The organism is Streptomyces sp. WAC06614 (genome assembly GCF_003949795.1).
GTDB lineage: Bacteria > Actinomycetota > Actinomycetes > Streptomycetales > Streptomycetaceae > Streptomyces.
In genome coordinates, this window is record NZ_RPRY01000243.1 from 1 (window position 1) to 10874 (window position 10874).

Below are 10874 nucleotides of genomic sequence, written 5' to 3' on the forward strand. Positions count from 1 at the left end.
GGTGGTGGGGCAGCGGCGGGGAGGCCGGTCGGCCTCAGTAGGCGACCGTGATCCGGGCCCGGGAGGTGGCGCGGCGCTCCAGCTCGTCGACGAACGCCACCGCGTAGTCCTCGGCGCTGATCCGGCTGCGGCCGTCGGCGTCGGACAGCAGGTGGTCGCCGCCGAGGCGGAAGGTGCCGGTGCGCTCGCCGGGGGCGATCTCGGCGGCCGGGGAGACGTAGACCCAGTCCAGGTCGTCGACCGTCCGCAGGGAGGTCAGCACGGCGTCGTGGGTGAGGGCCTCCTGCTTGTAGATCTCGGGGAAGCCGGGGGTGTGGACGAGCTTGGTGTCCTCGCCGACCAGCAGGCTGCCGGCGCCGCCGACCACGGCCAGCCGCTGCACGCCGGAGGCCCGTACGCCGTCGAGCAGGGCCGCGTACAGCGCGGTGAACGGCTCCAGCGGGTCCGAGCCGTCGCGCGGCGGGGAGACGGCGGAGACGACCACGTCGTGGCCGGCGGCGAGCTCGGCCACGGCCTTCGCGTCGGCGGCGTCGCCGCTCACGCCCGTGCCGCCCGCCGCGCCCTCGGGGGCCCGGCCGGAGCGGGAGACCGCGGTGACCTCGTGGCCGCGGGAGAGTGCCTCGGTGGCGATCCGGGTGCCGATCATGCCGGTGGCGCCGAACAGGACGATCTTCATGGGAGGCCCTTTCGAAAGGACGAGGGGGGCGGGACGGGGGCGGGATCACCGCCGCACCTCCACCCTCGCACTTTCTAAACGAAAGCGCAATCTCTCGGTTAGTTCACAGGTAGATCCCCGCCGAAGGGAGCTTCCTCGCCGAGTGGCGCTTCCTCCTCGAACGCCGTCTCCCCCGGCACGCGCACCACCACCAGGCTCGTGTCGTCGTCCGTGTCCCCCGTCACCGCCGACAGCAGGGCGTCCGCCTGCCCCTCCGGATCCACCGCCACCAGCGCCTCGGCCGTCCGCCGCAGCACCGCCAGCGACTGGTCCAGGCCGACGTGGCGGCGTTCCACGAAACCGTCCGTGAACAGCAGCAGCGTGTCTCCGGGAGCCAAGGAGACCTCGGACTCGGCGTACTCGCCGCCGGGCAGGGCGCCCAGCAGGATGTTCTGCGGCCCTTCCAGGAACCGGGCCCGGCCGTCCCGGATCAGCAGCAGCGGCAGATGGCCGGCGGTCGCCCAGCGCAGCAGGTGCTCGGCCGGGTCGTACTCGGCCACGACCGCGGTGGCCGTGGGATGGTCCGGCGTGGCCAGGGTGACCTCGTTGAGCCACGACATCAGCCGGCCGGGATCGGCGCTGGTGACGGCCAGCCCGCGCAGCGCGTGCCGCAGGCCCACCATGGCGCTGGCGGCCTCGATGCCGTGCCCGGCCACGTCACCGACGGCGAGCAGCACCCGGCCGTCGGACAGCTCCTGCACCTCGTACCAGTCGCCGCCGACCCGGTGGTCCTCCACCGCCGGCCGGTAGCGGACGGCCACCTCCAGCCCCGACGCCTGCCGCAGCGAGGGAGAGATCGCCTGCTGGAGCCTGAGCACCAGGTGCTCGCGGACCAGCGCGTCGGTGCGGGCGGCCGAGAGGCGGTCGGCGGAGGCGGACAGGGCCAGTTCCGTGTGGTGCTGGGCGGAGACGTCCTGGTAGACACCGGTGACCCCGGTCAGCGCGTCCCCGGTGAGCAGCGGCTCGGCGGCGATCCGTACGTGCCGTACCCCGCCGTCGGCCCGTACCAGCCGGACCGGCGCCCACGCCCCGGTGTGCCGGTCGACCAGCGCGGCCAGCAGCTCCTGGAGCACCGGTACGTCGTCGGGGTGCAGCCGGGTGCCCACCCGCGCCAGCGGTACGGGCGGGGTGCCGGGTGGGAGGCCGAACAGCGTGTACGCCTCGTCGCTCCACACCACGGACCCGGTCAGCAGGTCCTCGCGGAAGAACGCCACCCGCTCGAGCTGCCCGAGGGCCCGCGCGAGGACGTCGGCGTCCTCGGGCCGCGTGGCCCACATCAGCACCGCCCGCCCGCGGCCCAGCGGCAGCACCCGTACGTCCTCCAGGTCGGCCACCCGGCCGAGGAACTGCGGCCCGACCCGGTCGAGGGCCGCGGCCAGGCCGGCCCAGGCGTGCGGGAAGACCTCGGCCGCCGAGCGGCCCACGGGGGCCGGGACCGTGCTGTCGAGCGCGGTGCGGGCGGCCGGGTTGGCGTACTCGATGCGGCCCTCCTCGTCGGTCAGGACGGCCGGCCGGTCGAACAGGTCCAGCAGCGGTGCCTCGGGCCCCGGGCCCCGGGAGCGGACCGCCGCGTCGGGGTCCTGGACCAGTACCCCGCACGGCTCGCACAGCAGCTCCGCGGTCCGCCGCACCGCCTCGTCCACCCCGCCGGGGCCGGACGCCCCCGGCCACACCGCCAGGGCCACCCCCACCACCGCGCCGTGCCGGCGCAGCGGCATCACCGCGCGCAGCGGCTCGCCCTCCAGGCCCGCACCGCCGCCCGGCAGCCGCGGGTCGGCCCCCCACCAGCTCTCGGCCGCCCACACGACCTGGTGCAACGGGGTCTCCGGCGGCACCCACTGCCAGTGCACGACCTCCTGCGGGGCGGCCCCGGCGTGCCCGACCAGTTCCAGGCAGTCGGTCGCGGTGCGCCGCCAGAGGTACAGGGCCTGGGCACCGAGCCGGCGCAGGCCTCCCTGGAGCAGGCTCGCGGCGGCTTCGGCGGCGGTGTCGGAGACCAGGACGGTGGCGACGCTGCGCCGTATCCGCCGGGCCTCGGTGTGGTTCTCGACCACCGGGGTGCCCGCGGCGGAGTTGATCACGTCGGCGGCCAGGTCCTCGGCGCTCAGGCCGGTCGACAGGGCCAGCTCCACGAGGTGGTCGGCGGCGTCGGCGGGGGTCAGGCCGAGCTGTTGCACGAGCACGCCGGAGGCCAGGTCCAGCAGCCTGCGCCGGACCCGGTCCTCGCGGAGTTCGGCGACCTCCGCGGTCAGCTCGGCCACAGCATTGGCCAGGGCCTCGCCGGGGGGTCGTGCCGCCGGGTGTGCGGCCATCGCCTCACAGCCTCTTCTCCGGCCGACCGGCCGACCGGCCGGGTCGGGGCCCTCCGGGCCGGATCCCCGGGCGGGATCCGCCCGAGCGGGTTCGGTCAGATCTCCTCGTCGGCCACCATGTCACGCCGGCCGGGCGTCCGCAGCCGATTCGCCCGGTCCGGGTCCGTGGTGCGCCCGTCCGGTGCGCTCGTCCCGTTCCTCCGCGTGTCCGCTCGGTCTCGTACGGCTCATACGACGCACCTGCCCGCTCGTCGCGGGGGTATGTAAGGGGCCGGGCGGGTATATCCCCCGAAGAACCGGCTCACGACGGCCGCTGCATCCGCCGCGAAGCGCGCCCCACGCCGGAGGACGAGTATGCGTCTCACAGCAGAGAAAGCCACAGCCACCCGGACCGCCACGGCGAAGCCGGCCGGGCCCCCGACCGGGCCCGACCCCGCGCCGTGCAGGATCCCGGACGACCCCGTGAACGTCAGCACCGGCGAGGCCCGCACGCTCTCGACGGCCCTGTTCCACCGCCTGCACGGCCTGGAGGAGGGCACCGCCGAGTACTCCTACGTGCGCAACACCCTGGTGGAGCTCAACCTCTCGCTGGTCAAGTACGCCGCCCGCCGGTTCCGCAACCGCAGCGAGCCGATGGAGGACATCGTCCAGGTCGGCACGGTGGGGCTGATCAAGGCCATCAACCGGTTCGACCCGGACCGCGGAGTCGAGTTCACCTCCTTCGCGATGCCCACCATCACCGGCGAGATCAAACGTTTCTTCCGTGACACCAGCTGGGCCGTCAAGGTTCCCCGCCGGCTCCAGGAACTCCGCCTGGACGCCGCCAAGGCCAACGACGCCCTGGAGCAGGACCTCGGCCGCTGCCCCACCGAGACGGAGCTCGCCGAGCGGCTCGGCGTGCCGGAGAAGGAGCTGGCGGAGGGACGCAAGGCCGCGCACGCCTATTCCACGCGCTCGCTGGACGTCCCCGTGCAGGAGGACGGCGACACCTACGGCAGCCAGCCCGCCCTGGGCGAGGACGAGGCCGCGTACGACCGGATCGAGTGCCTGGAGTCCCTCAAGCCGCTGCTGGCCGAGCTGCCCGAGCGGGAGCGGACCCTGCTGTCGCTGCGGTTCGGCCAGGACCTGACGCAGTCCGAGATCGGCGAGCGGCTGGGCCTGTCCCAGATGCACGTGTCCCGGCTGCTCACCCGGACTCTGGCGACACTGCGGACCGGGCTGCTGACGGACCCGGACGCCACGGATCAGAGGTGAGCGGCGAGTCCACCTCCAGCCACACGGTCTTGCCGCCCCAGGCCCCGGTCGAGGGCACCGAGCCCCACTTGCGGGCCAGGCGTTCCAGCACGGTCAGTCCGTGACCGCCGGGCAGGGCGGGGTCCGTGGCCGGCCGGCGACGGGGGTGCTCGGGGCTCCCGTCGCTGACCTCGACCCGCAGCCCGTCCACCATGTGCCGCAGCACCAGTTCGCGGGGACCGCCGGCGTGCATGCACGCGTTGGTGACCAGTTCGGAGACCATCAGCAGGACGTCCTCCGCGGCCTCGGCCCGCTCGGCGGCCCGCTCGGCAGCGGCGGCCGACGGGGCGGCGGTGTCCGCGGCCGTCGCATCCGTAGCGGAGCCGGGCCGTCCCTCGGGCCGGCCGTCCGGGCCGGCGTCCAGGCCTTCCGGCCGGGCGTCGGGCCGGCCGTCCGGGTGGGCGGCGGGGCGGGCGTCCGGGCGCGCGGCGGATCCGGCGTAGTGGTCCTCGTCCCCGGGCTCCAGCCAGCCCCAGTCCTCCAGGGCCTGCCGGGTGAAGTCACGGCAGCGGGTGACGACCCCGGGGGTGCCGCCACCCAGCAGGAGACGGCGTGTCTGCTCGCCGGGACCTGAGCTCCCGGGCACCTCACGCATCGAGCTCATGACACGCCACCGTCCGCCTCGCCACCCTTGGCGCCGGCGGCGCCGCCGGCCGGGGCGAAGGCGTCGCCCATCGACGGATAGACGCGGAACACCCCGTCCGCCCCGGTGATGCGGAACATCCGGGCGACGGGCTGCCGCAGCCCCGACAGCTCCAGCCGCCCTCCGGACTGCTCGGCGGCGAGCCGGGCGCGCAGCAGCACGTTCAGCCCGGTGGAATCACAAAAGCGCAGGTCGGCGCAGTCGACCAGCAGTCTGTCGCCGGGATCGGCGCCCCTGAGCGCGGCGGCCAGCGCCTCGCGCAGCGGGGCCGCCGTGTCATGGTCGAGTTCACCGGCGAGCGCCAGGACGGTCGTGCCGTCCCGAGCGGTCGCCTCGACCGAGAAGCGCCGTGCCATGTCCGTCCCTCCCTCCACTGGTCACATGTGGCTCTTGGTGTAGTGCTCCTCGACGAGGCGGATGAAGGCCACCTCGTCCTCGTCCCGTCCGCTCTCGAAGTCGGGGCTGGCTTTGATCTCGTCCTTCGTGGCCGCGACGTGGACCGTCTCCTCGGCCACGTCCACGGCCTTGACCAGACCTGCCGGCACGACCACGTGCCGGCCGAAGATCCACGGTCCAGTGTCCACCACGATGTACGAGCGGCCGGCATCGGCGGAATGTCTGTCGATCCGGCCGATGTGACCGTCGGTCGCCTCGACCTTGAAACCGGTCAGATCCGTGCCGGCCGCGTGGCCGCTGCTCCTGGCGTAAGCCCACATCCTGGTGTCCATCGCAGCCTCCCGCCTTCTCTCGGGCGCACCTACCCATGCTGCGGGCGATCAATCACCCGGTTCACCCCTCCACCCTCATTCTTTCCGTTATTCGGAAGATGATTTCCGTCATTCGGTAGAATGGAAAGGGTGCCAGTCCGGCGCCCACCTGATCCCACGCGACGAGGGGGGTCCACATCATGGACAACTACGCTCGGCCCATGACCACCCGTGCCGACGCCCACGCCGCCGCGAAGGACGCCGTCAAGGCGGCCGACCGCGCCCATGTGTTCCACTCCTGGTCCGCGCAGGAGCTCATCGACCCGCTCGCCGTCGCCGGGGCCGAGGGCTCGTACTTCTGGGACTACGACGGCAACCGGTTCCTCGACTTCTCCAGCGCCCTCGTCTACACCAACATCGGCTACCAGCACCCGAAGGTCGTCGCCGCGGTCCAGGAGCAGGCGGCGAAGCTGTGCACGGTGGCGCCCGGGTTCGCCGTCGACGTCCGCTCGGAGGCGGCTCGGCTGATCGCCGAGCGGACCCCGGGCGACCTGGACAAGATCTTCTTCACCAACGGCGGCGCCGAGGCCGTCGAGAACGCCGTCCGGATGGCCCGCGTGCACACCGGCCGGCCCAAGGTGCTCTCCGCCTACCGCTCGTACCACGGCGCCACTTCCGCCGCGATCAACCTCACCGGTGACGCCCGCCGCTTCGGCAACGACTCCGCCTCCGCCGGGGTCGTGCACTTCTGGGGCCCGTACCTCTACCGCTCCCCGTTCCACGCCACCACCGAGGCCGAGGAGTGCGAGCGCGCCCTGCGCCACCTGGAGGACACGATCGTCTTTGAAGGCCCGGCCTCGATCGCCGCGGTCGTGCTGGAGCCGGTGGTCGGCGCCGCCGGTGTGCTGGTGCCCCCGGCCGGCTACCTCCCCGGCGTCCGCGAGATCTGCGACCGCCACGGCATCGTCCTCGTCCTGGACGAGGTCATGGTCGGCTTCGGCCGCACCGGCACCTGGTTCGCCGCCGACCACTGGGAGGTCGTCCCCGACCTGCTGACCTTCGCCAAGGGCGTCAACAGCGGCTACCTGCCGCTCGGCGGCGTGGCGATCTCGGCCGAGATCGCCGAGACCTTCGCCCGCCGCCCCTACCCCGGCGGCCTGACCTACTCCGGCCACGTCCTGGCCTGCGCCGCCGCCGTCGCCACGATCGGCGTGATGGTCGAGGAAGGCATCGTCGAGCAGTCCGCCCGCACCGGAGCCGAGCTGCTGGGACCGGGACTGGCCGAGCTCGCCGCCCGCCACCCCTCCGTGGGCGAGGTCCGGGGCCTGGGCACCTTCTGGGCGCTGGAGCTCGTACGGGACCCGGCCACGCGCGAGCCCCTGGTGCCCTACGCCGCCGCCGGCGCGGCGAACGCCCCCATGGCCGCGTTCGCCGAGGCCTGCAAGAAGGGCGGGCTGTGGCCGCTGACCGCGGGCAACCGCCTGCACGTCGCCCCGCCGTGCAACATCACGGCCGAGGACGTCGCCCACGGCCTGGAGATCCTCGACGGGGCCCTGGCGGTGGCCGACGCACACATGGCCTGACCGCGGCCGGCGGGTGAACGCCCCCGGGCGGACGCTGTGGGGTCGCCCAATCCGTGGGCACCGCTCTCGGAGGATCCGTACCGGTCCGCTCCGGGGGCGCGCGTGTTGCAATCACCGTGCACCTACGGACCGGGATGCACGTCAGTCCCGGGGCGGCCCCCTCGCGGGGCCGAACGGCGGGGGGCGGGCCGACGGCAGGGCGCGGGCCGTCGGACGCCGGGCGTACGGGATCCAGCAGACCGGACTCCGTGTACCCGAAGGAAGAGCGCGCATGAGCAAGCACGTCCTGGCCCAGAACCAGTACGGCAAGGCCGAGAACCGCATCGTCAAGGTCACCCGGAAGGGCAACGACGGCTCCTGGCACGAGATCCGCGACCTGAACGTCTCGGTCGCGCTGCGCGGTGAGTTCCGCGACGTCCACCTCACCGGCGACAACGCCAACTGCCTGCCCACCGACACCACCAAGAACACCGTGTACGCCTTCGGGAAGGAGCACGGCATCGAGTCGCCGGAGGCCTTCGGCATCCTGCTCGCCAAGCACTTCGTCTCCTCCCAGACCCCGATCCGCGAGGCGCAGATCCGGATCGAGGAGTTCGCCTGGGAGCGGATCCCGGTCCCGACCCGCAAGGAGCAGCACTCCTTCGTCCGCAAGGGCCAGGAGGTGCGCACCGCGCAGATCACCTACGGCGAGTCCTCGGGCCTGCAGGTCGTCTCCGGGCTGAAGGAGCTGACCGTGATGAACTCGACCAACTCCGAGTTCCACGGCTACATCAAGGACCGGTACACGACCCTGCAGGAGGCGTACGACCGCATCCTGGCCACCAAGGTCACCGCCCGCTGGGCGCACTCGGCGCTGGCCGCCGACGACCCCGGCCACGACTGGGACCGCTCCTACAAGCAGGTCCGCAAGCACCTGCTCCAGGCGTTCGCGGAGACGTACTCCTACTCGCTCCAGCAGACCCTGAACCAGATGGCCGAGCGGGTGCTCGACTCCTGCCCGAAGGTCAACGAGGTCCGGCTCAACCTGCCCAACAAGCACCACTTCCTGGTGGACCTGGAGCCGTTCGGCCTCAAGAACGACAACGAGGTCTACTTCGCGGCGGACCGGATGTACGGCCTGATCGAGGGCACCGTCCACCGCGAGGGCGTCCGTCCGGTCATCGCGACGAGCGACTGGATCGTGGCCTAGCCGGCCTCCGGCCGCCCCAGCCGCAGGTTCCACCGCCCCGCACGCCCACTGAGTTCGGTGAGCGTGCCGGGACGGGCGTCCAGCCGCCAGAAGGCCGGCGCCGGCAGCCGGAGCGCGTACACGACCGCCGCCCGGACGAACGCCTGCTCGGCGGCGGTCCGGTGGGTGCCCGGCGCCAGGCCTTCCAGCCACTGCCCGGCCCGTGCGACGAGGTCCTCGACCGACTCCCCGCCCGGCGGGGCGTACCCCGGATCGGTGAGCCAGGCGCGTACGGCGTCCGGGTCGGCGGCGGCCACCTCGTCCAGGGTCCGGCCCGCCCACAGGCCCGTGTCCAGGGCGAACGGCCCTCCGGCGGTGAACCGGCCCTGCCGGCCCGCCTCGTCAAGGGGCGGTGTGACCAGCAGAACTCGTACCGATGAGGGGTTCATAAGCGGAGCATAAACGCGGTACGGTCTCGGACGACATGACGACGATATGACGGAAGCCGGTGAGAATCCGGCACGGTCGCGCCACTGTGAACCTCCCCGCGGGGAGGCGAGTCAGACCCGTCGACGTCGTTCGGTGCACCACTGACCGGGACGCGTGTTCCCTCTGGAGGTTCTGCCATGGCTACGTCCGCCGCGCCCGCGACGGCGGGGGTGGCCGTCGCCCCCATCGCCCCCATCTCCCTGCGCGAGCTGGGTCCCTGGGCGCTCTTCGTCGGCGTCCTGATGCTGGTCCTGCTCTACTTCATCGGTGTCGAGCAGGGCGCCACGTCCCTGTTCGAGGGCGAGACCATCCACGAGTGGCTGCACGACGGCCGCCACCTCCTCGGCTTCCCCTGCCACTGACCCCCGAGGGGAAGCCCATCGTGAACACCGTTTCCCCGCGTGCCCTGCTGGTGCGGGGCATGCTCGCCGGCCTGCTCGCCGGCCTCGCCGCCTTCCTGGTCGCCTACGTGCTCGGCGAGTCCAAGGTGGACGCGGCCATCGCCATCGAGGAAGCCGCGGCGGCCGGCCACGACCACGGCGACGAGGCCCCGGTCAGCCGGGCCCTCCAGGCCACGGCCGGCCTCGGCACCGGCGTCCTGCTCTACGCCGTCGCGCTCGGCGGCATCGCCGCGCTCGTGTACGCCTTCGCCCTCGGGCGGATCGGCCGCTTCTCGGCCCGGGCGACGGCCGCGTTCGTCGCCCTCGGCGGGTTCGTGACCGTGACGCTCGTGCCGTTCCTGAAGTACCCGGCCAACCCGCCGGCCGTGGGCGACCCGGAGACGGCCACCCGCCGGACCGTGCTCTACCTGCTGATGATCGCCCTCGGGCTGCTGCTGGCGGCCGGCGCGGGCATCCTGGGCCGGCGGCTGGCGCCGCGTCTGGGCGCCTGGCACGCCACCTGGGCGGCGGCCGGCGCGTTCGCCGTCGCGATCGGGCTGGCGTACGCCTTCCTGCCGCCGGTGAACGAGGTGCCGGCCGACTTCCCGGCCACCCTGATCTGGCAGTTCCGCCTGGCCTCGCTCGCCATCCAGACCACCCTGTGGGCGGTTTTCGGCCTCGCCTTCGGCACTCTTGCCGAACGGGCCCTTGCCCCCGCCGCCGCACCCAAGGAGGCTGTACAGCCCACGAGTTGAGATGAGGGGGGCCCTGCCCATGCAGGCGGCGATCTGGCACTGGCGCGGCTGGACGGGCGCAGGCCCCTTCTGGTGCAACGCCCTGCTGCTGGTCATGGTCCAGTTCACCGCGCTGACCCTGCTCGGGCAGATCGGCATCGTCACGGCACTGGCCGCCGTCGGCGGGCTGGTGCGCCACCTCTGGTTCGGTGACTACGGCCATCCGGCCGTCCACACCGCCGCCGCGCTCATGGGCGTGGCGGCGGTGGCGTTCGTCCTGGGGTGATCTCCGTCCCCCGGTCGGGGGCATTCGGGGGCCCGAAGGAGAGGTCCCCGGCGTGTCGGGGCACACCGTGAGGCATGAGCGGGACGCGGCGCCTCCACCGGGCAGCCCATGCGGCACACACGGCACCTGCCGCCCGCGCGGCACGTACGGCACGCGCGGCACTGGCCAAGGCCCTGATGGTGGCCTGCGCCGTGCTGCTGTGCCTGTTCGGCGCCGGCCCCGCCCTCGCCGAGTCCCTCGGCGAACCCCCGGCCGCGGCCACCGCGCCGGCCGAGCCGGCGGCCCCCGGAGAGGGCCAACCCGACCCGACGGACGCCGAGGTCCGGGCCGCCCTGCGGGGCGCCGACCGCGGCGCCCCCGTCCGCCGCCCCGACGAGACCCCGGCCGTCCCGGCCGCCCCCGCACCGCGGGGGCGGCCGTGCGTGGCCCCCGTCCCCGAGGGGACCCCGTCCTTGCGGGCGGTGCGGAGTGTGGTCCTGCGCTGCTGAGCGGCCCGGCGCGCAGCGCCCGGCTCGATGAGCGACCCCCCCACACCCTGCCTCCTACACACATCTCCGACCCCAC

General features: G+C 73.6%; 13 protein-coding genes and 1 riboswitch. Of the genes, 7 read left to right on the forward strand and 6 right to left on the reverse strand.

Annotation, left to right across the window (positions count from 1 at the left end):
* Positions 1–34: 34 nt before the first annotated feature.
* Together EF918_RS25960 and EF918_RS25965 are read right to left on the reverse strand one after the other, a co-directional pair.
* Positions 35–676 carry an NAD(P)-dependent oxidoreductase gene (locus tag EF918_RS25960; protein ID WP_125651066.1) on the reverse strand — a complete coding sequence of 214 codons (642 nt, stop codon included), beginning with the start codon at positions 674–676 and terminating at the stop codon, positions 35–37.
* Positions 677–774: 98 nt separating this feature from the next.
* Positions 775–3027, reverse strand: coding sequence for a SpoIIE family protein phosphatase (locus EF918_RS25965; RefSeq protein ID WP_125651068.1), 2253 nt, complete (start codon positions 3025–3027; stop codon positions 775–777).
* Between the two features lie 354 nt (positions 3028–3381).
* Between EF918_RS25965 and EF918_RS25970 the strand changes: the two genes are divergently transcribed.
* Complete coding sequence (locus tag EF918_RS25970) at positions 3382–4281, forward strand: RNA polymerase sigma factor SigF (protein ID WP_125651070.1); 900 nt, start codon at positions 3382–3384, stop codon at positions 4279–4281.
* Here EF918_RS25970 and EF918_RS25975 read toward each other — a convergent pair.
* The 3 genes from EF918_RS25975 to EF918_RS25990 are packed head-to-tail and all read right to left on the reverse strand — an operon-like array spanning position 4214 to position 5691.
* Positions 4214–4924, reverse strand: a complete 711-nt coding sequence (locus EF918_RS25975) for an ATP-binding protein (protein ID WP_260610680.1) — start codon at positions 4922–4924, stop codon at positions 4214–4216. The genes EF918_RS25970 and EF918_RS25975 overlap by 68 nt on opposite strands.
* Complete coding sequence (locus EF918_RS25985) at positions 4921–5319, reverse strand: STAS domain-containing protein (RefSeq protein WP_125651072.1); 399 nt, start codon at positions 5317–5319, stop codon at positions 4921–4923. The genes EF918_RS25975 and EF918_RS25985 overlap by 4 nt, the downstream gene beginning before the upstream one ends.
* 21 nt (positions 5320–5340) lie before the next feature.
* Positions 5341–5691: a PRC-barrel domain-containing protein gene (locus tag EF918_RS25990; RefSeq protein WP_125651074.1), complete on the reverse strand. Its 351-nt coding sequence runs from the start codon at positions 5689–5691 to the stop codon at positions 5341–5343.
* Between the two features lie 200 nt (positions 5692–5891).
* Between EF918_RS25990 and EF918_RS25995 the strand changes: the two genes are divergently transcribed.
* A complete protein-coding gene (locus EF918_RS25995; protein WP_125651076.1) occupies positions 5892–7253 on the forward strand; it encodes an aspartate aminotransferase family protein in 1362 nt (453 codons plus the stop codon).
* A gap of 271 nt (positions 7254–7524) precedes the next feature.
* Positions 7525–8442 (forward strand): factor-independent urate hydroxylase, encoded by a 918-nt coding sequence (gene pucL / locus EF918_RS26000; RefSeq protein ID WP_125651079.1) that lies wholly within the window; start codon positions 7525–7527, stop codon positions 8440–8442.
* On the opposite strand, the gene EF918_RS26005 is transcribed toward pucL, so the two are convergent.
* Positions 8439–8870, reverse strand: coding sequence for a histidine phosphatase family protein (locus tag EF918_RS26005; RefSeq protein ID WP_125651081.1), 432 nt, complete (start codon positions 8868–8870; stop codon positions 8439–8441). The genes pucL and EF918_RS26005 overlap by 4 nt on opposite strands.
* Positions 8871–8874: 4 nt before the next feature.
* Positions 8875–9010, forward strand: a riboswitch (cobalamin riboswitch).
* 37 nt (positions 9011–9047) lie between these two features.
* On the opposite strand from EF918_RS26005, the gene EF918_RS26010 reads away from it, so the two are divergent.
* From EF918_RS26010 to EF918_RS26025, 4 genes are all read left to right on the forward strand, one after another.
* Positions 9048–9272, forward strand: a complete 225-nt coding sequence (locus EF918_RS26010) for a CbtB-domain containing protein (protein WP_125651083.1) — start codon at positions 9048–9050, stop codon at positions 9270–9272.
* 20 nt (positions 9273–9292) lie between these two features.
* Positions 9293–10045: a CbtA family protein gene (locus tag EF918_RS26015; RefSeq protein ID WP_125651085.1), complete on the forward strand. Its 753-nt coding sequence runs from the start codon at positions 9293–9295 to the stop codon at positions 10043–10045.
* Positions 10046–10064: 19 nt separating this feature from the next.
* Entirely contained in the window at positions 10065–10310 is a 246-nt protein-coding gene (locus tag EF918_RS26020; protein WP_125651087.1) for a hypothetical protein, read from the forward strand.
* 74 nt (positions 10311–10384) lie between these two features.
* Positions 10385–10798: a hypothetical protein gene (locus EF918_RS26025; protein WP_125651089.1), complete on the forward strand. Its 414-nt coding sequence runs from the start codon at positions 10385–10387 to the stop codon at positions 10796–10798.
* Positions 10799–10874: the final 76 nt, after the last annotated feature.

What these genes read in the sequence shown, in the direction of transcription:
- EF918_RS25990 (WP_125651074.1), bottom strand. Translation starts at nt 5,691, where the DNA reads ATGGACACCAGGATGTGGGCTTACGCCAGGAGCAGCGGCCACGCGGCC.
- EF918_RS26010 (WP_125651083.1), top strand. Translation starts at nt 9,048, where the DNA reads ATGGCTACGTCCGCCGCGCCCGCGACGGCGGGGGTGGCCGTCGCCCCC.
- EF918_RS25970 (WP_125651070.1), top strand. Translation starts at nt 3,382, where the DNA reads ATGCGTCTCACAGCAGAGAAAGCCACAGCCACCCGGACCGCCACGGCG.
- EF918_RS26020 (WP_125651087.1), top strand. Translation starts at nt 10,065, where the DNA reads ATGCAGGCGGCGATCTGGCACTGGCGCGGCTGGACGGGCGCAGGCCCC.
- EF918_RS25975 (WP_260610680.1), bottom strand. Translation starts at nt 4,924, where the DNA reads ATGAGCTCGATGCGTGAGGTGCCCGGGAGCTCAGGTCCCGGCGAGCAG.
- EF918_RS25965 (WP_125651068.1), bottom strand. Translation starts at nt 3,027, where the DNA reads ATGGCCGCACACCCGGCGGCACGACCCCCCGGCGAGGCCCTGGCCAAT.
- EF918_RS25960 (WP_125651066.1), bottom strand. Translation starts at nt 676, where the DNA reads ATGAAGATCGTCCTGTTCGGCGCCACCGGCATGATCGGCACCCGGATC.
- EF918_RS25985 (WP_125651072.1), bottom strand. Translation starts at nt 5,319, where the DNA reads ATGGCACGGCGCTTCTCGGTCGAGGCGACCGCTCGGGACGGCACGACC.
- pucL (WP_125651079.1), top strand. Translation starts at nt 7,525, where the DNA reads ATGAGCAAGCACGTCCTGGCCCAGAACCAGTACGGCAAGGCCGAGAAC.
- EF918_RS26025 (WP_125651089.1), top strand. Translation starts at nt 10,385, where the DNA reads ATGAGCGGGACGCGGCGCCTCCACCGGGCAGCCCATGCGGCACACACG.
- EF918_RS25995 (WP_125651076.1), top strand. Translation starts at nt 5,892, where the DNA reads ATGACCACCCGTGCCGACGCCCACGCCGCCGCGAAGGACGCCGTCAAG.
- EF918_RS26005 (WP_125651081.1), bottom strand. Translation starts at nt 8,870, where the DNA reads ATGAACCCCTCATCGGTACGAGTTCTGCTGGTCACACCGCCCCTTGAC.